The 22,611-nt window shown below is 44.7% G+C and carries 17 protein-coding genes; 6 read left to right on the top strand and 11 right to left on the bottom strand.

Annotated elements, in window-relative coordinates; all coding sequences use genetic code 11:
* Positions 1 to 23: 23 nt before the first annotated feature.
* From nhaA to OQJ86_RS08630, 5 genes are all read right to left on the bottom strand, one after another.
* Entirely contained in the window at positions 24 to 1,193 is a 1,170-nt protein-coding gene (nhaA, locus tag OQJ86_RS08650) for a Na+/H+ antiporter NhaA (RefSeq protein WP_038868717.1), read from the bottom strand.
* A gap of 330 nt (positions 1,194 to 1,523) precedes the next feature.
* Complete coding sequence (locus OQJ86_RS08645; RefSeq protein ID WP_042604588.1) at positions 1,524 to 2,639, bottom strand: lipocalin-like domain-containing protein; 1,116 nt, start codon at positions 2,637 to 2,639, stop codon at positions 1,524 to 1,526.
* A gap of 8 nt (positions 2,640 to 2,647) precedes the next feature.
* Entirely contained in the window at positions 2,648 to 5,101 is a 2,454-nt protein-coding gene (locus OQJ86_RS08640) for an ABC transporter permease (protein WP_039977378.1), read from the bottom strand.
* Positions 5,082 to 5,753 (bottom strand): ABC transporter ATP-binding protein, encoded by a 672-nt coding sequence (locus OQJ86_RS08635; RefSeq protein ID WP_038874609.1) that lies wholly within the window; start codon positions 5,751 to 5,753, stop codon positions 5,082 to 5,084. The genes OQJ86_RS08640 and OQJ86_RS08635 overlap by 20 nt, the downstream gene beginning before the upstream one ends.
* Positions 5,754 to 5,882: 129 nt before the next feature.
* Positions 5,883 to 7,259 carry an MATE family efflux transporter gene (locus tag OQJ86_RS08630; protein WP_265987494.1) on the bottom strand — a complete coding sequence of 459 codons (1,377 nt, stop codon included), beginning with the start codon at positions 7,257 to 7,259 and terminating at the stop codon, positions 5,883 to 5,885.
* A gap of 94 nt (positions 7,260 to 7,353) precedes the next feature.
* Between OQJ86_RS08630 and OQJ86_RS08625 the strand changes: the two genes are divergently transcribed.
* Both OQJ86_RS08625 and OQJ86_RS08620 read left to right on the top strand, forming a co-directional pair.
* Positions 7,354 to 8,793 carry a DUF2867 domain-containing protein gene (locus OQJ86_RS08625; protein ID WP_265987493.1) on the top strand — a complete coding sequence of 480 codons (1,440 nt, stop codon included), beginning with the start codon at positions 7,354 to 7,356 and terminating at the stop codon, positions 8,791 to 8,793.
* A 216-nt stretch (positions 8,794 to 9,009) separates the two neighbouring features.
* A complete protein-coding gene (locus OQJ86_RS08620) occupies positions 9,010 to 10,914 on the top strand; it encodes an alpha/beta fold hydrolase (RefSeq protein ID WP_265987492.1) in 1,905 nt (634 codons plus the stop codon).
* A gap of 152 nt (positions 10,915 to 11,066) precedes the next feature.
* On the opposite strand, the gene OQJ86_RS08615 is transcribed toward OQJ86_RS08620, so the two are convergent.
* The 3 genes from OQJ86_RS08615 to rsuA form a co-directional block, all read right to left on the bottom strand.
* The gene (locus OQJ86_RS08615) at positions 11,067 to 11,729 is read right to left on the bottom strand and encodes a DUF2913 family protein (protein ID WP_038868724.1); all 663 of its coding nucleotides are present in this window, start codon (positions 11,727 to 11,729) and stop codon (positions 11,067 to 11,069) included.
* Complete coding sequence (locus tag OQJ86_RS08610) at positions 11,729 to 12,931, bottom strand: Bcr/CflA family multidrug efflux MFS transporter (protein ID WP_265987490.1); 1,203 nt, start codon at positions 12,929 to 12,931, stop codon at positions 11,729 to 11,731. Before OQJ86_RS08610 ends, OQJ86_RS08615 begins: the two co-directional genes overlap by 1 nt.
* A gap of 513 nt (positions 12,932 to 13,444) precedes the next feature.
* On the bottom strand, positions 13,445 to 14,146 hold the full coding sequence (gene rsuA / locus OQJ86_RS08605; protein WP_265987489.1) for a 16S rRNA pseudouridine(516) synthase RsuA: 702 nt from the start codon (positions 14,144 to 14,146) through the stop codon (positions 13,445 to 13,447).
* A 154-nt stretch (positions 14,147 to 14,300) separates the two neighbouring features.
* Here rsuA and OQJ86_RS08600 point away from each other — a divergent pair, with 154 nt between their 5' ends.
* Positions 14,301 to 16,055: a DEAD/DEAH box helicase gene (locus OQJ86_RS08600; protein WP_042601805.1), complete on the top strand. Its 1,755-nt coding sequence runs from the start codon at positions 14,301 to 14,303 to the stop codon at positions 16,053 to 16,055.
* Positions 16,056 to 16,117: 62 nt separating this feature from the next.
* Here the strand turns inward: OQJ86_RS08600 and OQJ86_RS08595 are convergent, their stop codons facing one another.
* Complete coding sequence (locus tag OQJ86_RS08595) at positions 16,118 to 17,455, bottom strand: GGDEF domain-containing protein (protein WP_265987488.1); 1,338 nt, start codon at positions 17,453 to 17,455, stop codon at positions 16,118 to 16,120.
* 338 nt (positions 17,456 to 17,793) lie between these two features.
* Here OQJ86_RS08595 and OQJ86_RS08590 point away from each other — a divergent pair, with 338 nt between their 5' ends.
* From OQJ86_RS08590 to OQJ86_RS08580, 3 genes are read left to right on the top strand one after another with little or no spacing between them, the layout of a single operon-like run.
* Positions 17,794 to 18,222 carry a PepSY domain-containing protein gene (locus OQJ86_RS08590; RefSeq protein WP_265987487.1) on the top strand — a complete coding sequence of 143 codons (429 nt, stop codon included), beginning with the start codon at positions 17,794 to 17,796 and terminating at the stop codon, positions 18,220 to 18,222.
* Between the two features lie 28 nt (positions 18,223 to 18,250).
* Entirely contained in the window at positions 18,251 to 18,910 is a 660-nt protein-coding gene (locus tag OQJ86_RS08585) for a response regulator transcription factor (protein ID WP_038868732.1), read from the top strand.
* Complete coding sequence (locus OQJ86_RS08580) at positions 18,900 to 20,249, top strand: ATP-binding protein (RefSeq protein ID WP_265987486.1); 1,350 nt, start codon at positions 18,900 to 18,902, stop codon at positions 20,247 to 20,249. Before OQJ86_RS08585 ends, OQJ86_RS08580 begins: the two co-directional genes overlap by 11 nt.
* Here the strand turns inward: OQJ86_RS08580 and OQJ86_RS08575 are convergent.
* Together OQJ86_RS08575 and OQJ86_RS08570 are read right to left on the bottom strand one after the other, a co-directional pair.
* The gene (locus OQJ86_RS08575) at positions 20,246 to 21,607 is read right to left on the bottom strand and encodes an LssY C-terminal domain-containing protein (RefSeq protein WP_265987485.1); all 1,362 of its coding nucleotides are present in this window, start codon (positions 21,605 to 21,607) and stop codon (positions 20,246 to 20,248) included. The two genes, OQJ86_RS08580 and OQJ86_RS08575, sit on opposite strands and share 4 nt — an antisense overlap.
* Positions 21,608 to 21,621: 14 nt before the next feature.
* Positions 21,622 to 22,356 (bottom strand): glycosyltransferase family 2 protein, encoded by a 735-nt coding sequence (locus OQJ86_RS08570; protein ID WP_265987484.1) that lies wholly within the window; start codon positions 22,354 to 22,356, stop codon positions 21,622 to 21,624.
* Between the last annotated feature and the right edge of the window lie 255 nt (positions 22,357 to 22,611).

The raw sequence follows: 22,611 nt of genomic DNA, 5'->3' as shown, positions 1-22,611 counted from the left end.
TGCTGCTCTAAAAGCGGTTCGCTTTAGTATTCCTCAGCAACCTCTTCTGACGCCTGCTTTGGCAACGAGAAGTGCAGTAACGCATAGCCAAGTACAGCGGCAGTGGTAGAGCCCATCAAGATGCCTAGTCGAGCATAAGTGTCAAACTCAGGACTCACGTTTGCAAACGCCAATGATGAGATGAAGATAGACATCGTAAAGCCGATACCACACAACACTGACACCGCAAAGATATGCATAAAGTTCACGCCTTTCGGCAGCTTAGCAATACCTAGTTTCACTGCCGCCCAACTGAATGTGAAGATACCCAGAGGTTTACCAACCAACAGACCCAGTGCAATACCTAATGGCAACATTGAAGTCAGACCTGACATCGATACACCCTCTAATGAGATACCTGCGTTTGCGAACGCGAATAGAGGAAGAATACCGAATGCTACATATGGGTGAAGTGCATGCTCCATGTGTTTTAGTGGAGAGTGTTCACCCTGCTTACCTTTCAGTGGAATAGCAAAACCGATCACCACACCTGCCAATGTTGCATGGACACCAGATTTCAGAACCGCGAACCAGAGAATAGCACCAACGATCATATACGGTGTTAGCTTAGTCACCCCTTTTGCATTCAGCATAAAGAGCAAGCCAGTCATCGCAAAACCAACTAACAAGGCCATTGTTGATAGGTCACCGGTGTAGAACAACGCGATGATCACAACAACACCAAGGTCGTCAATGATTGCAAGTGCAAGCAGGAACACCTTCAAAGCAATTGGCACACGTTTACCTAGTAACGCCATGATACCAAGCGCAAATGCGATATCTGTCGCCGCTGGAATTGCCCAACCAGAGATCGCTTCAGGGTCGCCAGCATTGAAAGCAACGTAAACAAGTGCAGGAGCCAACATGCCGCCAACCGCAGCAATTGCCGGGAAGATTGCGGTTTCTTTCGATTTTAGTGCGCCTTCAAGTAGCTCACGCTTTACTTCAAGACCTATGAGTAGGAAGAACACAGCCATAAGGCCATCGTTGATCCAATGGGATACTGACATACCAAATACATAAGTATGCAGCATAGCTTGATAAGTTTCGCCAAGTGGGGTGTTAGCAATGGTCATCGCAATTGCCGCAGCAATTACCAGAAGAATACCACCAGCGGATTCCATTTTGAAAAAGTCACGAATGACATCGTTCATGATTTCGCCCTTATATTTATTATCTTAATAAACGATTAACAAAGAATGATGAGAGTGTATAGCTGCTGAAAATTTTAGAATAATCGCTTGTTCAGAGTATAAACTTCGATTTTTCCGATGTATTCTTTACGACACATCGTATTTTTCAACAAGAACATATAAATTTACAAGACCTGACAATCTCCCTATAAGTCTATGTATTCACATAGATTACTATTAACTTAGTATAATATGTGACTGATTTTCGTGATTAACATGCAGTTTTACGACGAAAACTGCGTGTTTCAACGACAAAAAAGCCACCTTTGATGAGGTGGCTTTCTGTTCTTTTTAGTAACCGGTGAGTTGCATAAATCCCCACGCCTCACTGGAACCCGATGCGAGTATCGGTCCTTCCCAATAAGGGATCACAAACGGAAGCCACATGTCCGATTTTATGATTCTCGTCGTCAAATTGATGTTGTGCTCGGGGACATTAATGATCCATTGCAGCGGTAGCCTTCTTCCGTTTGATAAGCCAGTGACCTGCAAAGGTGTCATGGTTAATTCTTTCTCAGTTAAGTTGATCACCTTACCGGAACGTGTCGCTAAAGTGCCAAACAGATGGGGAACCTGTCCATGATGACGATAGCGACTCACCGTAAGTGCTCGTCCATCATCAAGATTGAAAACAAACCAGTCCCAGCCTTGTTGCCCTTCACCGATTAGGCCACTACCCCACTCTTTTTGCGTCCACGCAGCCCCTGTCACTTCAATATCCCGACCATTTAAGGTTAGGTTGCCTTTTACATTTAAGAAAGGCGCACTGAAGCTAAAGGATGCGACAGATTGGAGCGCGTGCTTAACTTGAAAGCCTTTATCGCCATTCACGACGAACGGGCCGCTAGTAGTGGTATTTAAATCCATACCAAAGGTATCCGTTGTCACCTCTAAGTTACCCGGAAAGGGCGTAGAACCTAACGCTCGCCACGTCCAATTATCTATCCACAGACGGAACGGGCGATTCGTCATTCCAGCTTGTCCAATGCCACCACGCGCCACTCTTTGTTCTTTCCATACTTTAGAGCCATTGCTAATCACAATATGGGAGATAAAAAGCTGTGGATTTTGCCAACCTCTGGTATCACGCTCATCTGTTGCAACTCTAAAGTAGCTCCATTGAACGTTGTAAACCTTGCCATGCTTATCTTGTAATTTGGCAAAGTAATTCCACCATTCATGTTGATAATCTGGATGGAAGCGAAAATCCTGAGGAAGCGAGACATGTTCATCTGGCAACACTGGTTCAAAGATCGTTTTGCTTTCTCTTTGTAGTACTGCGCTAATGTCACTCTCTTTCGTTGCCGTCGCTTCGGCCCAATGCGTGAAATACAGTGTCGCACCCGTTAATGCAATGAAAGCAATAAACACCAACACTGATATCGAGAAGATCTTTTTCGGCTTCATATTCTTCGTCACAGAGCATCCCTCAACGACTTCATCGGAGTACTCTTAATCATTCTGATCACTGGCAATGCCCCCGCGATCATGATGGCAAACATCGCCCAAGCAATCGTCTGAACATACTCCCAAGGGATCGTTTGCAACTCTAAAGACCAGCCAAAAGATTGCTTAATAATGATATCAACAATCAAATGTGCCAACGCTAATCCGAGCGGGACGGCAATAATGGCGGAGATCATACCAAAAGCAAACAACTGTAACCCACCAAGGAGGACAAGCTCTTTACCCGACACGCCCATACAACGAAGTAAAGAAAAGTGCCTTTGCCGTGAAAACTCGCCAGCAAGGGTGGCAAAGAACAAGCCAAACACAGCAATAATCAATGTAATGTTGCCTAGTGTGCCTGCAATCGCAAAGGTGTGGTCAAACACTCGCATGGCTTGGTTATAGATATTGTTGTTGTCGAAGACTCGGTCTTGTGACAAGCGGAACACGTTTTCTAAGCGACGTTTCAAACCTTCGCCATTAACATTGTCTTCAAGTAAAACGCCAAGTCCAACGTTACCTGAGCCCGCAAAAGCATACAGCCAATTTCGGTGCGACATCATCACTTGGTTGTAGGGGTTGCCATAGTCGTAGTACACCCCAACAACTTGCCACCCTCCGCCTAGCGGTGGCTGAAGATCAATATAGTCACCAGGGCGAATGTCGAGCTTCAATGCCATAGACTCACTGACCATCAGACTTTTTGAATGATGTAAGTGATACCAATAATTAGGCACGCCAAGTTTTACTGTGAGTGAATCAAGTTCCCCTTCCGAAGCCCCTGTACTCACTACTTGAAGCGCTCCACGTTCCGTAGGCACATCTTTTTCCCAACGCCACCAAACGGTATCGACCTCTGGTTGTTCTTTTAACCAAGCACTCATGCGAGCTGCTGAGTTGTTCGTAGGGTAGATGTAGATATCTGCAGCAAGACGTTGGCTCAACCATTTGTCGGTCGTATCACGGAAACTGCCTACCATGGTCTCAACACCAATGTTCGCCGCAAGTGCCAGCATAAAGGCCATCGTAGCAACACCCCGGTAACTCATGCTTGCCGCCGCATCAGCGAAGAACCAACGGACACGAACCCAACGTAATGAATAAGAGAAACTTTGGAACATATGCCACATCAAAAATGGCATAAACAACGCCACGCTGATCAACATTAGCGCGATGATAGCAAAACCTGACTCTTGCGTTCTTGGAGCTTGATAAACCGCAACGGCCGCCACACAAAAAGCACAAGCAGCAAACGCCTGCCAAGAGAACTCACGTCCAGCAAAGCGCATCAAAGATAAACGAGAAGAAAGACGGATGGGTTGTGATTTCAACAAACGAATCAAAGGCCATAAACAAGAAATCAGAGCGCCCAACGCCGACATTGCCAAGCTATATAAACTCGATTCCCATGACCAACCAATGGTGAGACCAACGTTGGCATCGTATAAATCACTTAAGCTGGATGACACTGCAGGAATCAGTTCATTCGCTAAGATCAACCCGAAGAAGTTACCACAAGCCCATGCAACCAAAACTAGAATGGTCAGTTCTAACATCAATGCCTGTGCGAGCTGCATGCCATTCACGCCCGTTTGGCGAAGAATACCAACTAAACGTTGACGTTGGATAAAAGACAGAGACATTGCTTGATAGAAGATAAACAAACCAACAAGGAAGGACAACATTCCCATGGCCGTTAAATTCATGTGGAATGCTTTAGTAAGCGATTCTAACTCTGTTCGGCTATTGCGCACCAACGTCATGCCATTAGGTAGCATGTTTTTTAGCGCCAGAACTTTTTCCTCTGGCATTTCACCACAAGCAATCGCAGACAATCCTGAACTGCGTTGCAGCATTCTTAATAGAGAGATGTCCGTGACTAAACGCGTACCAGAAAGCAAGTTGTCACTATCAACCTTCAAAGGTCCGAGCTGACTGCCATCATTCAGCGTAATAAAGTCCCCATTACTCCATGACATATGTGCAGCTAAATCTTGGCTGACTAAGATTGGATATGGCGGCTTCATTAACGTCAACATTGGAAGATCTTTAAGCGATTTACCTTGCTGTAGCGGCAGCAATGCAACAGGGTCAACCCCCACTAGCATCAAACTTATATCGGTGTTGGTGTCTAAATGTAGAACATCAAATGGTGCGCATTGATTAAAACCAGCACGACGAAGCTGGATATAAAAGCCTTGAGGAATTTTGTTTGCAGAGTGTTTAGTACGAATACGGTAAGGCAAAGGGTTGGAAAAAAGTTTCTCACCAGTTTCGTAGCTCTGTTTCGCGTGTTGGTTAATTGAAGTCACACCAACAAGGAGTGATACTCCGAGGGTTAAACCAAGCCAAACAAGAATAATTTGAAGTGGGTAACGACGGTAATGACCGAGTAGCGCCTTAACTACGGGCCATAACATGCAATTGCCCTCCTTGAAGACGAATGCGGCCTTCCATGTGCTCAGCGACCTTTTCACTGTGCGTCACCAACAACAGCGTACACTCAAGCTGACGAGCAAGGCTGGTCAATAAGCGCATTACCGCTTCAGCATTTCGTTCATCTAAGCTACCAGTCGGCTCATCGGCAAGTAAGATCTTCGGCTCCATATACAGCGCACGAGCAATCGCAGCGCGCTGCTGCTGTCCACCTGATACCTCTTCTGGATAACGCCCTAAAAGCGGCATAAGATCGAGTGCAGAGAGAATTTGGCGCCATAAACCTTTGTCTTCAGGCAAGCCTTTTAACTGGCGACAGAAACGGATGTTATCTGCAATATTCAAAGTAGGCAGCAGGTTGAATTGCTGAAAGATGTTGCCGATGTTGTTTCGACGATAAAGTGTTCTTAAGCGCTCTGGAGCACTGTGCATCGCGAAACTTGGGTATTGGATTTCACCAGAGTCAGCGGTATCAAGGCCTGCAATTAAATTAAGGAGTGTACTCTTACCTGAACCACTCTCTCCCATTAATGCAACTTGTTCACCCTGTTGTAATGTTAATTCTGCCCCTTGTAGTACAGGATGAAATTCGCCCCCGTCTACATAGCCTTTACATAGGTCTGACAGTTTCAACATTGATTTTGCCGCTCAAATGGTGTTTAAAAATTGGAATCAGAATCTACACTAAAATCCGGTTGGTAGGAAGTAATTTGAATAGTTGATCACACTATCAGACTACAAATGCAACTTGTCTCGCGACCCTTCTTAAGCATCGATCAAATTTTTCATCCATTTCTTACTCGCCATGCGGTGTAAACATGTCCCCCACTTAACCACTTCCTCGGTTAAAAACAATAAGTAAACCCATTGTGGTTCAAAGCCTAGGTAGATAGCACCAAAGGCGGCAAGAGGAATGCTAATCACCCATTGCGCAATCAGATCTTGGTACAAGCAGAACTTCACATCCCCACCCGCACGAAGCACACCGACAATGGCCATCATAGGAACAGAGCGAAGAACCACGCCGACGGCAAGAATCACCATAAACTGTTCAGCTAGGTGGCGCGTTTCTGGTGTCAACGCACTGAAGGCGTCGAGAATAAGTTGGTTAGAAAACAGAAGTAAAATCGCCACCACGATAGCAATCGCCACATTGAGGATCACCGTCGCCCAAGCTTGATAATAAACAGGGCCAAAGTTCTTCGCTCCCAATTGATTGCCCACCAATACTGCAGCAGCGTTAGATGAACCAATCATCATAGCTAGAGCAATTGACTCTACCGGCGTCATTACTGACAATGCCGCTAAACCTTGAACGCCTGCTTGCCCCATAATCGCATGATAGGCAAACAAACCACCCGCCCAAGCAAGGAAGTTAAATGTGGTCGAAAGAGAGAGCTTCAAGAAACGTGTAATTTTATCCAACACCAAGCTGGCACGAATATCATCCAAACAAAACGCAATGATGTGTTTTTTAAACCACAGGTAACTGAATAAACAAGTTACTTCAATAGCACCACTGATAACGGTGGCAATGGCAGCCCCTTTAATACCCATTGCAGGAAAGCCAAATTGACCAAAAATGAGCACCCAGTTAAGGAAGATGTTGGACAGAATGCCGATGCCACTGAAAAAGGTGCTAAGCCCTGGTTGATGCATGGCTCGAAGACCGACAGCCATACTTGCGACACAGGCTACAGCAAACATACTAACCGATGAAATAACGAGATAATCAGCACCAAGTCGAATCACCTCTTCCGAATCCGTTGTCAGGCGCATGATTGGTTCTGGGAACAGAACGAACAACACCACCGTAAGGGCAGCGAAAACCATGGAGATCATCCACGTCAACGACGTACTTTGCCTTACACCTACTTTGTTTCCCGCTCCCCAGTACTGCGCTGTTAACAACGCCCCGCCGGTTGTGACGCCAAGGAGCATGATGGTCGTAACGAATGTCGCTCTTGCCGCAACGCCGACCGCAGCAATTTCAGCCTCTCCCAATTGACCGAGCATCAGTACGTCCACCAAGCTTCGGCTGGAGAACATCATGCTCTGTAAAGTTATGGGTAATGCGATGGCAAATAGTCGACGTAAAAACGACTTATCAGCATGAATAACCAATTGTGAGAAAAAAGTCATGCTCGCTCCGACGACAACTTATTGATAGAACGGGAAAAGTGTCTCATGATTATACCCAGTGGTGACTAATCCACCAGTAATAAAAGGATTCATAATGAAAAAGGTGTTGGTACTCGGGGCTTCCGGCTACATAGGCTCTCAACTTCTTCCACAACTGATCGATAAAGGTTACATTGTCACTGCAGCAGTTCGTCATATTGACTATTTAGAATCTCGAACTCAGCCACACCCTAATCTCACTCTCACTTATTTAGACCTCGCAGACGCAGAAGCGACGCTTGAAGTCGTAAATGATTTTGATTTGGTGTTCTTCCTTGTGCATGGTATGGCACAAGGTCACGACTTTGTTGAGTACGAGTTAAACCTCGCAGAGAACTTTAAAAATGCGCTTGAGAAAAGTCGCGTAGAACACGTGATCTATTTGAGTGCGATTCAGCCTCAAACCGGCAACTCTCAACACTTAGCAGCACGTAAAGCGACGGGGAAGATCATTCGTCAAGCCGGTGTTCCTGTTACCGAGCTTCGCGCAGGCGTGATTATTGGGCCAGGGTCTGCGGCATTCGAGATCATGCGTGACTTCGTCTATAACCTGCCGATTCTGATTGCGCCTAAGTGGGTCGACTCCAAAGCTAACCCAATCGCCCTACCCAACCTCAATCACTATTTGCTGGAACTGGCAGAAACCAAACCAACAGAAAGTGAAATCTATGAAGTTGGTGGGCCGGATACATTAAGTTATCGCGAGCAATTTGAAGTCATTTGTAAAATCACGAAGAAACCTTACAGACTGTGGTCAACGCCACTGCTAACACCCAAAATGGCATCGTATTGGTTAGCCATTGTGACGTCAGTTCCCACAAGTATTGGTAAAGCTCTGCTTGCTGGTTTAGAGCACGATTACATTGCCAATACCAAAGCCATTCACGAACGATTTCCACAAGAGCTAATCAGCTATGAACAGTCCGTAGCGGACACCATCGCTACGGAAGGAACTTTTGTGCGCAGTAACGTATGGGGGTTTGAACCAGCAGCTCTCAAACGTTGGCAACCGGGCTACGGGTATTATCCAAAACAGGCAGGAGCAAGCATTAAGACAAAAGCTTCTGCAGAATCACTTTGGAAAGTCGCACAAAAGATCGGGAGCCCTGAAAAAGGCTATTACTTTGCCAACATCCTTTGGCGCACCCGAGAGTGGCTTGATATCTTCTTTGGTGGAGGAAAACCCATTCGAGTTTCACCACCGGGGCCAGAGCTCAAAGTAGGTGATTTCATTGATTCATGGAAGGTCATTCGCTGCGAAGAGAACCAGTTCCTCTCACTGTTTTTCGGTATGAAAGGTCCCGGACTTGGTCGTTTAGAAATTACAATCAAAGACGATGGCGAAGAGCGCGAATTCGATATCACCGCATGGTGGCACCCGCAAGGCTTCCCTGGTTTGCTTTACTGGTTTGCGATGATGCCAGCACACCTATTCATCTTCAAAGGTATGGTAAAAGCGATCGCCAAAAAAGCAGAGCATCTAGAGCGGGAGTAACGCCCCATTGCGCTTGGCCTCTCATAGCACTTTCAAACAAAGCAGATAAAGGCTATTTGAGAGTGCTATTGAAAAGGTTCTATATTGATTAACACTCTGTAAATTTAATTGAATTTATTTCAGTACAATCTCCATATTATTCTTAGCTCATACCTTTTTAGACCGGCTTTGTTCTGAACTTAGTGACTATAACGTTAAGCAGATTTTGGAATCACAATGGGCAATCGATACATCATTAGCAGTAAACACCACGATAACTTTATGCTTCGTCAGCAACACGTCGATAAGATCGCTTTGGTGACAGAAGGTGGCGGCCAGCGAGGCATTTTTACTGCAGGCGTGTTAGATGCCTTCCTACATGCTGATTTCAATCCTTTTGATTTGCTGATTGGTACTTCTGCTGGCTCTCTCAACCTCGCCTCGTACATCTGTGGGCATCAAGGGCATGCTTACAAAATCATCACAGAAACAACACGACGCCCTGAGTTCTTTAAACTCACGAAATACTTGCTCAACGGTGAAGGGTTTGACTTAGATTTTTTAGTAGACAATGCCGAGATAAGCATCCCGTTAAACTGGGAAAAAGGTTCTGATTTACTCAAAACAAAGCAAGTCGTCGCTGTCGCGACACACGCACGAAACCTAACGACAGAGTGTTTTGATGTCACCGTTGATAATTGGAAGGATGTACTGAGAGCATCTTGTGCTATTCCCGCTCTGCACAAAAAGCCCGTTGTGTTTAATGGCGCACGTTGGTTAGACGGCGGTGTTTCTGCACCAATCCCAGTTGAAGAAGCTTATCGTCGAGGTTACAAACACATCGTCGTGATCCGGACGATGCCCATCGATTTTGACGAACATCATCCTTTAATAGAAGCAGTGCTAAAGCGCGCGCCATCCAAAACAATGAGTGAACTGTCGGCTATTTTGCTCAAACACGAAGAAACTTATCGACAAACTCGACGCTTTCTCGCCTCTCCTCCTGATGATGTAAACATTTACGAGATTTCTCCAGCGCGGAACTTACAATCTTCGGTTGTTGAGAGTACGAAAAAACAACTTGATGCCGACTATTTGCACGGCGCTCAACTGGGCCGCTTGTTTGTGACCAGCATAGGAAGAAAACTCAATATTCCTCACAAGCCCTATAAACGCTATCACCCCATTACCTCGGAATTGAGCCACCATAAGCAGGATTATCACCATCAAATAGATGACGTATGGCAAAACAGAAAGAGCGGTTACTTTAAAGGTGCGATGAATAATGATATCGCTTGGATTAACGTGAACCCTCAAAACCATACAAGAACGTTAGTCATTGTTCAGGGGCGAAATGAATCGTTTTGGAAGTACAAAGAAGTCATTTACGAACTCAGCCAATACTTCAATATCTATTCCTTTGATCATCGAGGTCAGGGAGAGTCGCAACGCTTGGCAGAACACAGCGAACTTGGACACGTGGACCAATTTGAACATTATGTTGAAGACTTAGCTCAGTTTCTTGAAGAGGTTGTAGAGAGCCAACATAAAGACGAAGTTATGATGCTCGCCCACTCGATGGGAGGTGCTGTCGCAACTCAATACCTCGCGAGTTATGATCACAACGTTAAAGCTTGCGCCCTAACAAGCCCAATGTTTGGTATCAAATTACCCAAAGTGGTTGGCGGCATTCAAACGGCCACCATTAAACTCATCAATCAACTTCAGAAAACACCGAATTTCGCCCCTACCCAAACAGCATTTGTGATCAAAACCTTTGAAGGCAATGATCATACAAGTAGCCCTAATCGCTTTAAAGCCTACAGTGATTTGTTGAGCAACCATCCCAACTTGAGACTCGGCGGTGTTAGCCCTAAGTGGATTAGTGAAGCCGTTGCTGCCGGTAAAAATTGTTTAGCTCAAGCCAAAGACATTAAAACGCCGATTTTAATCGTGCAACCGGAGGGGGATAACGTTGTGTCCTTGCCTGCCCAAGACTTCTTCAATGAGCATTGTGCCAGTTCAAGGCTTTTAAGCATTCCTCATGCAAGGCATGACATTTTAATTGAATCCGACCGATATCGAGATTGGGCCCTGAAGCGCATCATGAATTTCTACGACCACAGCCATAAGTTTGTTTAATCGCTCGATAGAAGTAAATGTCAGGCCCTCAAAAACAAAAAAGCGTACACACCACAGTATGTACGCTTTAAAGAACCGTAATCTCCGATAAGTAACGTTTTTCGCTCACTTGTAGGTGAAAGTCGATTACTTATTGAGATGCTTAATACGGTCTAGTCTGCTTTAAATGACAACGGGATCTCTGCCAGCTGATTACCTTCATTCGCAGGGAAGATCAGGTATTCACCGTGGTATTTCACCATTGACTTGTAATCGGTCACCTTATGGACCATGTAGCCAGCTTGCGTTGCTTTCTCGACAAATTCAGCGTGGTTACCGCGAACAAACCAACTCATCGGTTTAGCAAGCACTTCACCATCAAAACAGCTTTCACATTGGTCTGCACAAAGCGCCAGAGAGTTTTGACCCTCAGTGAAGATTTGTACTTTACCACAACCAATCAGTTGCTCAGAAGTCGACACTTCCCACTGAGCTTGCTCCATAAGATCCAAAAACGCTTCAATGTCTGAATCTTTGATCACTTTCTGTTCTTCGCCTTCTGGGAAGAATTGTGCGTAATAAGCAGAAATACGTTTGAAGATAAACAGCAAGCCAGCATCGTTCCCTTTTGAACGACCCGCTTTTTGCCAACGCGTTAAATCATCCCCAACAGTGCGACCGAAACGCTGTGATTTTAGCGCTTTGGTCACCCAACGAACCAAGTAATGATTGTTAGCAACTGGCGCATTCGCCAATTTACCTGAACGATGTTCCTGATCCAGTTCTTCCAGAGCAGAATTAACCAAGTGTTGAATTTCTTTGGTGTAATTAGACATTACGCCTTTCTTCCTAAAGTCCAATAAAACAGTGCAGACAGCACTGAACAAGCAAACATAACGATGATCATCGGCCATGCAACACCGCTCGGCATTGCAGCAACCAGCGCACCAATAAGTGAACCAGTACCAAAACGCAAGGTGCCAGCAAGTGAAGATGCTGTACCAGCCATGGTTGGGTAACCACTCAACAACAACGCCATTGAGTTACTACCAATCGTAGACAAGGTACCAATAAACAGCACGACAAATGGCACCATACCCCACAAACCAAGGTTGAACATCCAACCAACAAACAGACCAATACCCGCGGTTAATTGCACAGCTAAACCAAAACGAAGCATGGTATGAGAGCCGACTTTTTTCACCAAACGACCGTTGATGCTGGTCATGATGATCATCACCACGATGTTCAAACCAAATAGATAACCAAATTGGTCCGGTCGAACACCATACAAATCTATATAGATAAATGAACCCGCCGTCAGGAATGCAAACATACCTGAGAACGAGAACGCCCCAGAAAGCATTAAACCTAATGCTTCAGGATTTGAACACAAGCGTGCATAGTTGCGAATTGTTGTTCGGAATCTTAATGGCTGACGGTTTTCTGGTTTTAGCGTTTCCGGAATCATCCATAACACCAGCAAAATCACTACGACAGCAAAGATAGCCAATACCCAGAAGATAGAGCGCCAACCGAACCAAATCGCTAAGTGACCACCGATCATAGGCGCAACAAGCGGCGCAATAGTGATAACTAGGGTCACAAACGACATTGCACGTGCAAAGTCTTCACGGTCAAACATATCGCGAACGACAGCTTGGATGATCACGGCAGCTGCTGCTCCTGCAAAACCTTGTGCAGTACGTACATACGTCAGAGCATCAATACCATTTGTAGTTGCACTAACTACCGCCGCCAAACCAAAAAAGAACACACCTAAAATGAGTACAGGTCGGCGACCATAGCTATCAGCTAGCGGTCCATGAAGCAACTGGCCTAACGCAAAGCCTGCGGTGTACGCCGTTAACGTAATTTGCACTGCCCCTGCTGTCACGCCTAGATCTTTCGCGATAGTAGGCATAGCTGGCAGATACATATCGATAGCAAGCGGGGTTAATGCACCGATTGCACCGAGAACAAGAAACAATAAAAAACTGATTTGTGACTGGGGAGCACTTTGGGCTTTTTCTGTCATTGATTTACCTCTTGTTGTGGTCCTCCCATCAACATTCCACATTGATTGAGACAGATGAGTGACACTTCTCGAACACTGGCTTCATAACAGAGTTACAAAAAACAGTGCGTAGTATCCATACTATTGAGAAATACAGATGCTCAAGTACTTTTTCACTTTTTTAGTGTCACTTAAGCATTACTGACGAAAGTATACCAAGGCGGTCTTGACTAACTCGACGCTTAAACCTGCATGATGATTATGCGCAGCGACAATATAACCGAGCTAAAACGAAGAGGCGGTGAAGTTAACACCGTCTGTACTTATCGTCAGTAAGGACCAACAAGAGAAAAGGTTTTTCTCAGATTAAATACAGTTCAGCCTGCGTTTACGAGCAGCGAATACATGACTGGTTCAGTCATTAACACAAATTTGGTAGGAAACCCCATTCTGAGTGATTTCCTACCAAAACACTAGTTCCTATCGAGAACTAAACAATTTCCCAGAACAGCGATTATTTCCAATCAGAAAGAATTACTTTAATACCGATTCGACTTCTTCTTCGGTTAACACACGGTAATCACCGGGCTCTAGAGCTTCATCCAATACGATAGAACCGATACGCTCACGGTGAAGGTGTTCAACCTTATTGCCAAGAGCAGCAAACATGCGCTTCACTTGATGGTACTTGCCTTCGACAATCGTCAATAGCACTTCGTTTTCGGCTTCGTTCACGATTTCCAAGTGTGCTGGTAATGTCGGTTCACGTTCATTGCGAAGTTCTATCCCTTGGGCAAACTTCTCCACGTAGTTTGGCTCAATCGCATCCACCAACCAAACACGATAGGTTTTCTCACACTTGTGTTTAGGTGAAGTAATACGATGAGACCATTGGCCATCGTCAGTGATCAAAACTAATCCTGTCGTATCGACATCCAAACGACCAGCAAAGTGCAAGTTCTCTACTTTCGGCTCATCGAGCAGAACGAAAGCGGTCGGGTTATGCCCGTCTTCATGCGAACAAACAAAGTCCGCAGGCTTGTATAGCATGATGTAACGTGGGCCAGGTTTACCAACGTCACGACCATCCCACTGGACGACACCACCTTCTGGTACTTTAAAAGAACCACTTTTTTGTACTTCACCATTGATGGTTACTTCGCCACTTTTGATGATCTTTGTTGCCTGCTTGCGAGTCGCACCCAGAGCATCACACAAATATTTATCTAAACGCATGAATACCTCATTGAATTATACCCAAATGACCTCTGCCCAAGCCCATTTAAGCTAACAATCGGTAAGTAAAACCGCACTCAAAAGTCACTTGGGTATAAAAGTCGGGTATTATAGCGATCCTAATTAGAATAGTTGAGCAATTTCACAGATTTTCATGTACACCCTTCGCCCTTACCAAGCCGACTCTGTAAAAGCGGTGATTCATTATTTTCGCAAACACACCACACCAGCGGTCATTGTACTACCAACAGGTGCCGGTAAGAGTTTGGTTATTGCAGAACTTGCGAGACTCGCCAAGGGACGCGTATTAGTGCTCGCACACGTTAAAGAGTTGGTGGAACAAAACCACGCCAAGTATGAAGGCTACGATTTAAAAGGCTCAGTTTTTTCGGCGGGTTTAGGCAGAAAAGAAACCGATCAACAGGTGGTATTCGCATCCGTTCAATCAGTCGTACGCAATTTAGATTCATTCAAAAACCAATTTTCCTTGCTGGTCATTGATGAATGCCACCGCGTACCCGATGATAAAGACAGCAGCTACCAAAAAGTCATCACTCACCTAAGAGAGCTCAATCCAGGTATCAAGGTCCTTGGCTTAACCGCAACGCCATATCGTCTTGGGATGGGGTGGATTTACCAATACCACACTCGCGGACAAGTTCGTACCGAAGAACCTCGTTTTTTCCGTGATTGTATCTTCGAACTACCGATTCGTTATTTATTGGATGAAAACTTCTTAACACCTGCACGTATGATGGATGCGCCAGTACTGTCCTACGACTTCTCGCAGCTTAAGCCAGCCAGTACTGGACGATACAAAGAAGCCGAAATGGATATGGTGATCGACAAAGCCAAACGCGCCACGCCACAAATCGTTGAACAGATCATTCAATACGCCAAAGAACGTCAAGGTGTGATGGTATTTGCTGCGACGGTACGACACGCTCAAGAAATTCATGGTTTATTACCTGAAGGGGAAACATCCATTGTGATTGGTGATACACCAACTCCAGAGCGAGATGCGATCATTCAGTCGTTTAAAAACCGTGAGATTAAATACCTAGTTAACGTCTCCGTGTTAACAACCGGCTTCGATGCACCGCATGTAGATTTGATCGCGATTCTACGGCCCACGGAATCAGTCAGCTTGTATCAGCAAATTGTAGGTCGTGGTCTGCGTTTATCAGAAGGCAAAACCGAATGTTTAGTGCTCGATTATGCCGGTAACAGCTATGACTTATACCAACCAGAAGTGGGCGACCCAAAGCCAGACTCCACCAGCGAGATCATCACTATTCCCTGCCCTGCTTGCGGGTTCAACAATAACTTTTGGGGCAAGTTAGACAGCAATGGTTTCTTGCTTGAGCACTTTGGCCGTCGCTGCCAAGGCTATTTTGAAGATGACGAAACCGGAGAACGCGAGCATTGTGGTTATCGGTTTAGAGCAAAATATTGCGGTGAATGCGGCGCTGATAACGACATTGCGGCGCGTATTTGTCATGAGTGCGATGCCACCCTTGTCGATCCAGACAAAAAACTCAAAGAAGCATTAAACCTGAAAGATGCGCTGATCTTCGAATGTACAGAAATGGATTTGTCGGTATTTAAGTCCAGTGACGGTAAGTCGCAACTGAAAGTGACATACTCTGGTGAAACCTATCAAGGCGAAGGCAATGCACTGGTACACGAGTTTTGGTCATTGAATACCAAAAAACAGAAGCAAACCTTCAAAGACCAGTTTGTGCGTCCTCACCTTGCCGACAAACATCGCCCATTTGAAGAGGCTTCCCCGACCAAAGTGGTCGCGAATCAGCATCGCTTTCGCTTACCTCAATTTGTAATAGCAAGAAAGTCTGGTCGTTTTTGGAAGTTACGAGACAAGATTTTTGAAGACGAATTAAAGCAGTAATCGGCACATTATCGCGTCCAGATTGAATACAACGGCGCGACATGATTACTGAAAACTCTCGGTTATTTTGAGCGGTACATATCCCGGTCAGCGAGTTCGATAACGTCTATCAGGGATTCATTCCCTGTTGCTTTGGCCACACCTGTCGTTACTTTTACTTCTACATTATAACGATCTAAAGGCTTGGCAACGATGTTCTCCTTGAGTTGTAAAGCTAAGTTTTCCGCAGATTCTAAGGAACAAGAAGGAATCACCGCTACAAACTCATCTCCGCCCAAACGAATCAACCAATCGCTCTGACGGAACGTAGATTGCATCGTTCGAGCAATATGAATCAATGCCATGTCACCAGCATTGTGGCCATGGTTGTCATTGATCTCTTTAAACTTATCACCGTCAATCAAAATCACAGAGTAGTGGCCTTGTTTTATTACCTGCTCAAATTCTTCATCTTCAAACACCTTCCGGTTATGTAGAGACGTCAATTCATCTTTGCTGGCATTTTTTATTGCATGCGCTAAGTGGTTTTGATGCCTTATATTAGAGGAATACAATCGATGGTAGGTGCGCACCAACCCCCAAGCGACCAACAACACCCATAGATTATCGATCAGCACCTTTACTACCGGAAGCTGATAGATAACCACGCTCGTATTATCGAGAGGTAGCACTAATCCTCCAGTAAGGTCATAAAAAGGGTACTTATCATGCCCTATCGTGACATAGTAATGCCCATTTACTTTTTCTGATGTGAGGCTTTGACCATCTAAAAAATGGTAGTTCACATAAACTTCAACAACGACATCTCCCAAAATCTGACCATTTAAATAAACGGGACTGGAGATGCTGAATGCGGTTTCACCGGTTTCTGTGTTATTGAAGTTTTCCGAGAAGATGACGCGATCCGCTAAGTCTGAGTCGTGCATATTCAAAGTACAGGAACGAGTTTGACTACATAGCATGGGATCAAACATCGATGCGTCGATAGCAAGATCATCATTCGCTTTCGAGAAGATAAGTTTCTTTCCCTCATAAGAACGATAGTAGATATGAACGTTAGGTCGTTCTGTTAGTTCTCTATTGTAGCGAAACAAGTCATCTAGAGCAGAAAACGCGATGCGTTCATTTGGGGTTAATTCTGCATCGTTAAGAGATTTAACTCGTTGCGAGCTCTCTATTTGTTGTTGGGTAAAGTTTACATCGGATTGGTTCTTCAAATCAGACTCGATTCGTAGCCCAGTTAATACCGCGGTACTTTTATAAAGTTCCAGATAGTTCGCAATAGAGGCAAACTCTTTTTCGCTGCGATTGATCGCCCATACGCTCATCACTGAAACTACGACGATATAGAGGCAAAACGAAATCACTAATGAGTTTTTCGACAATTTAAAAAGAAGCATTCTTTATCCTAGAACTCCATGCATACACTATGAACTGCACCGAGCTATCCAATTAAAGTGCTCTATGATTTGTCCAGACCAATTATATGTAACATTTATATCAACAGCATATTGCGCGAAAAATATACATTTGTTGTGTTTTTGTTTATAGGCATGTTGCAAAACGCGAACCCGTCTTTTGCCTAATTAGTGTCAATTTTCTCTATAAGCTATTTAAATTACGGAATTTATATTTTTAACGGTTCGAGCGCAGAAAACTTTGCACCTAAATCCACATTCACTTTCCATTCATGTACAAGCGGATATAATTTTGCTAACTCTCCCAAAAAGGCTTTGCTATGTCTAAATCCTTCATTACACGCAAGCTACCCATGCTGTTAGGTTTAGTGCCACTTTTGTTGTCTGCGCCAAGCTTTGCGAATCATCACGATCACAGTGACCATCATCACGACAAAGATGGACACGCCATTGTTCGTGACGTTGAAAAACCGGGAACCAGAATTGAATTCGATGAAGATCAAGACGAAGTCTATCGCGCTGTGCAGAAAGGCTATATTCGCCCTTTCTCTGATATGTATGAAGCGGTGGAGAATGATCTTTATGGGCGTATTATTAAAGTAGAGTTGGAAGAAGATGACGATGAATGGGTTTACGAGCTAAAAATCCTATTCGATGACAGCGTGATCAAAGTGGAATACGATGCTGCTACGCTTGAAATGCTAGAAATCAAAGGTCGTAACTTCAATAAAGCGCTCAAACCGCAATAATCCATCAAACATAATAAGAAGAAAGAACATGAAAATACTTGTTGTCGAAGATGAACCTCGCCTAGGCGAACAAATTATCGAAACTTTAGAAAACAATGGTTGGGTACCTGAGTTATCTCAAGATGGCATTGATGCGCTTTATCGCGCGACGTCTGAAGAGTGGGATGTGATCGTGCTTGATTTAGGCCTGCCAAAACTGGACGGTTTAACAGTACTTAAGGGGATTCGAGATGAGAACATTAACACCCCTGTTGTCATACTCAGTGCACGTGACACCCTATCCCAACGCGTTGAAGGCTTAAACGCAGGCGCGGATGACTACTTAACAAAGCCATTTGAAATGATGGAGTTAACGGCTCGATTACGAGCTCAATTACGTCGAGCATCTGGTAATGCCTCCCCAGTAATGAAGATTGGGGATTTGAGCCTAGATACGCGTTCTTCGAAAGTTCTATGGCAAGGACAAGCGGTTAGCCTTACTGCATTGGAATACAAAGTGGTCGCGTATTTCATGCATAACCCAGAGAAGGTCATTTCGCGTACTGAGTTGGTGGAACACATTTACAAACAAGACTTTGACCGTGACTCCAACACCATCGAAGTTTTTATCGGTCGTATTCGTAAGAAAATCGCACCAAAGATCATTAAGACAGTACGTGGCTTGGGGTATCAGTTGAATGCCGAGTAAAAACAAACTGCCAATGCACGTTCTCAAGCGGCTAAGTATTAAAAGCCGCTTAGTGCTTGCAGCGGTGGTTTGGCTCACCGCAATGATCCTCGCTGCCGGCGTGACAATTCCAACTCAAGTTTATCATTACATGGTGGATGACACTCGTTCACAATTAAATGTCTTTATGGACGAAATAGCCGCTCAGCTTGAAGTTGACAGTAAGGGACAACTCTCTCTTTCTACTCAACTTTCCGACCCTCGCTTTAGTCGCCCTTACAGTGGTTTATACTGGAGCGCCTCCACAGAGACCAGCCTCGAACGCTCACGTTCACTTTGGGATAAAAAAATCACTTATAAGGGGCTTGATAAAAACGCGTTTGGTGCACGAGATGAAAAACTCATCACCATAAAGAAAACCCTTTATCTGCCCGACTATAACGGTCCTATCGATATAATCATTGGTGTTGATGAAGATCCAATTGAACACACTATTCAATCTCTCACCGGTCAATTGTGGATTATATTAGGCTTGCTATTCGCCGGCGTCTTAGCAGTTATCTTGCTTCAGATCGCTTGGTCATTGAGTCCCCTAACGAAGCTGCAAAGAGAGCTTGCCGAGCTCAAATCGGGCAACAAGAAGGGGCTGGAAGAAGAGTATCCAAAAGAAATTTCACCTCTAATTTCCGATCTGAATGCCTTGCTCTTTCACTACCAAGAGCTACTTGAACGAGCACGTAACCACGCGGGTAACTTATCTCACGCGTTAAAAACACCACTCTCCGTGTTAAAAAACGAAGTGCAGAGCTTAGCCCCTGAAACTCAAACGAGATTGAATGCGCCGATTAGTCAGATTCAACAACATATTGATTACCACTTAGGTCGAGCTCGTATGGCCGGCTCTATGAACATCCTATCGGTAAAATCCAACCCATCAGAACGCGTTGATGCGATCTCTATGGCGTTCGATAAAGTGTATGCCGTAAGAGAAGTCACATTAATCAATGAACTTGATTCTGAGTTGAACGTTGCCGTTGAGAAAACGGATCTTGATGAAATGGTGGGTAATCTACTAGAGAATGGTTACAAATGGGCAGCGAGCATTATTCGTGTCCATTCTACGCAAGACAAAGACAACATTCAGATCATCATTGAGGATGATGGACCTGGTATCCCCGCCGAGCAGTTATGCCAGGTAATCAAACGGGGTTACCGATTGGATGAAACCACCCCTGGCTCAGGTTTAGGCCTGAATATTGTGAGTGAGATGGCCCACAGTTATCGTGGCCAGCTTGAGCTTTCACAAAGCAAAATGGGCGGTTTAAAAGCCACCCTTATTTTGCAAAAGAGTCGAGCTTAAATCACATCCGGTGATAACTCTGAAATGGCACTTATCGATGTTTCATCGTTAGGTGCCATTTTTGTATCTGATTGCTGATTAGGCACATTTAAAGCAAGTGAAGGCTCGCTAATCAACAAGACATTCCCATCAGAGTAATAGTCATGTTGATTGTCCATCGCGACAGGTTGCGCCAACGAATACAATTCCCCTGCTAAGGCTAAATGACTCATTTCGATTTGATTTGCCAAACGGTCTCTTTCACTATCTACATTGGGATCAATCCGATGCAACACAGTCACAATACCGGAATAATGCGCTAATTTGAGTCCATCATCGTAACTTATCGCCCCAACCCAAACCGATTGATTTGAGCTTGCTTCGTGCCCTGCTTGCCACCAGCGTATATGCGAGCGCTTAAGTAAGCTTCCGGGTTCTTGAAACGCCATCGCTTGTGGTTTGCCATTCCAAAACAAATCCGACACAGGTGGCAGCTTTTGCTTCAACAAACTCACATAATTAGACAACTCAATGTCGTTTCTTGAGAAGGTTTGATTTTCTAACCAACCGAGTTCTTGCATTAAGGTTCTCGGTGATTCACCGACGTAGACCAAATTTACGGCCTGAGCGTCAAACACATTGGAACGTCCTGGATACACTTTAAAACCAAGCTCGTTAAACGCGATTGGTCGAATCTCAGTGGACTCGACTTGCTCAACATTATCGTCAGCAAGATAGAAAAAATGCCCGTAATTCGCAGCAACCAAACACAACACTAGTGCCGTCAGTGATTTGGTCCATTTACGTGACCAGTTCTTTTTCCACGCAACAACGGTAAATGTCACAGCCACCAATACCGAAGCAATAAGAAGTTTATGTTCGATTAAGATTAACTTTAGGGAATCCAGTGGTAGCCAAGTTTGTAAACCTGCAGCAAGCAAGTATCCAGCAATGACAAATTGCCCAACACCGAGCATCAAACCTATTGATGAACAGACGGTAAAGCGCTTCCAACTCACGTTCACTGAACCCGCCATAAATGGCACGACCCAAGCGACTGGGCCTAGTAGACGTGCAAAGATTAAAATGGCGTTACCACACTTTTTCATCAGCAAACGACAACGGGCAATTGGGCGCTTCGTCTTAGCTTGCCAACGAATCAGCTTTCTCTGGGCTTTAGAGCCCGAACGTTTACCAATAAAGTAACTGAGTTGATCACCAAGCCAACCACCCATGAGGACGGCTATTACGCCCCAGATGATGCCTTGGTGTAATTGATAGCCCGCGGCGAGCAAAAACGGCTCACCGGGAACAAAGAGATTTGGTCCAATCGTCGCATCTAGAAATGCCCCGAAGAACAGACTGATTGCTTCCAGCATACAGCCTCCAACGATCATGAGTGTTGATCTTTATAGTGACCGAATTTGTATTCCATTTCGTTGTTACGCATTTCCCCAAAGAAGAATCGACGTACATTCGCTTTGAAATAGGTCATGCCCATTTTAAAGAAACCATCTTGCTCCAAACGACGCGGATCGAATTCGAATGTCATTGGTAAAAAGCGGAATCGCCATGTTTTTGAAGCGCGTTTCACGTAATCACAATCTTCGCAAAGCGTGATGGATTCATCAAAACCGTTAAGCTCTTTATGCGCACGCTTGGTCGAGAAAATACACGCACCAACAGCGGTTGGGAATGTGTACTGGGTAATGAACAAGCCTGTATTAAACAAGCCATAGCCAAGTTTGTGCGCCATTGGTAATTCCTTTGCCCCCATGTACACACCGGCCACTTCTAACTTCGCATCTTCTAACTTGCTCATTGCACGACTTAGAAAATCGCTTGGCAAACGTACGTCTGCATCCAAGAAAAGAATGCGTTCGTATTTCGCCAACTCTGCCCCCGTGTTACGTCCTAAGCTGACACCACGAGTCTCCATTTGATGAACGGTAAGTTCCGGCAATGAGCTTTCGTAAGCTTGTGCAACTTCACGAGTCAAATCTTCGCTGTTCGAGTCCACCACAACCACTTCAAATTTCTGATGTGTTTGTTTAGTTAAATCTTCGAGTAGTCGACCAATACGTTTTTCTTCATTTAGGGTAATAATCACGATACTGACTGGGTTCATAATGCGCTCCATTGATGCTCTCGTTAGGTTTTGGACCAAGAATAGAACCGAGTGGCTTAACGGTTACTGAGGTCAGCATTCATTTTGCGTTCATTTCGTTAATAACAGATGTCGATGATTATCCATTCACAAAAATGATGCCTGTCGAGAAAGGGAAGAAAAATACAAGTAAAGGAAGGTAAATAGGTTAAAATCGCCTCAAAGTGAACAAACTTTTATCTAAGCGATAAAACTTGCACTCTTACTATCCAAAGA

The sequence above is a fragment of the Vibrio sp. Sgm 5 genome, assembly GCF_026241575.1.
Classification (GTDB): Bacteria; Pseudomonadota; Gammaproteobacteria; order Enterobacterales; family Vibrionaceae; genus Vibrio; species Vibrio jasicida.
This window is presented reverse-complemented; position numbering and strand designations above follow the sequence as displayed.

Bases quoted from the DNA above. Each gene is read 5' to 3' on its own strand.
- nhaA (WP_038868717.1), bottom strand. From the start codon at position 1,193: ATGAACGATGTCATTCGTGACTTTTTCAAAATGGAATCCGCTGGTGGT.
- OQJ86_RS08645 (WP_042604588.1), bottom strand. From the start codon at position 2,639: ATGAAGCCGAAAAAGATCTTCTCGATATCAGTGTTGGTGTTTATTGCT.
- OQJ86_RS08640 (WP_039977378.1), bottom strand. From the start codon at position 5,101: ATGTTATGGCCCGTAGTTAAGGCGCTACTCGGTCATTACCGTCGTTAC.
- OQJ86_RS08635 (WP_038874609.1), bottom strand. From the start codon at position 5,753: ATGTTGAAACTGTCAGACCTATGTAAAGGCTATGTAGACGGGGGCGAA.
- OQJ86_RS08630 (WP_265987494.1), bottom strand. From the start codon at position 7,259: ATGACTTTTTTCTCACAATTGGTTATTCATGCTGATAAGTCGTTTTTA.
- OQJ86_RS08625 (WP_265987493.1), top strand. From the start codon at position 7,354: ATGAAAAAGGTGTTGGTACTCGGGGCTTCCGGCTACATAGGCTCTCAA.
- OQJ86_RS08620 (WP_265987492.1), top strand. From the start codon at position 9,010: ATGGGCAATCGATACATCATTAGCAGTAAACACCACGATAACTTTATG.
- OQJ86_RS08615 (WP_038868724.1), bottom strand. From the start codon at position 11,729: ATGTCTAATTACACCAAAGAAATTCAACACTTGGTTAATTCTGCTCTG.
- OQJ86_RS08610 (WP_265987490.1), bottom strand. From the start codon at position 12,931: ATGACAGAAAAAGCCCAAAGTGCTCCCCAGTCACAAATCAGTTTTTTA.
- rsuA (WP_265987489.1), bottom strand. From the start codon at position 14,146: ATGCGTTTAGATAAATATTTGTGTGATGCTCTGGGTGCGACTCGCAAG.
- OQJ86_RS08600 (WP_042601805.1), top strand. From the start codon at position 14,301: ATGTACACCCTTCGCCCTTACCAAGCCGACTCTGTAAAAGCGGTGATT.
- OQJ86_RS08595 (WP_265987488.1), bottom strand. From the start codon at position 17,455: ATGCTTCTTTTTAAATTGTCGAAAAACTCATTAGTGATTTCGTTTTGC.
- OQJ86_RS08590 (WP_265987487.1), top strand. From the start codon at position 17,794: ATGTCTAAATCCTTCATTACACGCAAGCTACCCATGCTGTTAGGTTTA.
- OQJ86_RS08585 (WP_038868732.1), top strand. From the start codon at position 18,251: ATGAAAATACTTGTTGTCGAAGATGAACCTCGCCTAGGCGAACAAATT.
- OQJ86_RS08580 (WP_265987486.1), top strand. From the start codon at position 18,900: ATGCCGAGTAAAAACAAACTGCCAATGCACGTTCTCAAGCGGCTAAGT.
- OQJ86_RS08575 (WP_265987485.1), bottom strand. From the start codon at position 21,607: ATGCTGGAAGCAATCAGTCTGTTCTTCGGGGCATTTCTAGATGCGACG.
- OQJ86_RS08570 (WP_265987484.1), bottom strand. From the start codon at position 22,356: ATGAACCCAGTCAGTATCGTGATTATTACCCTAAATGAAGAAAAACGT.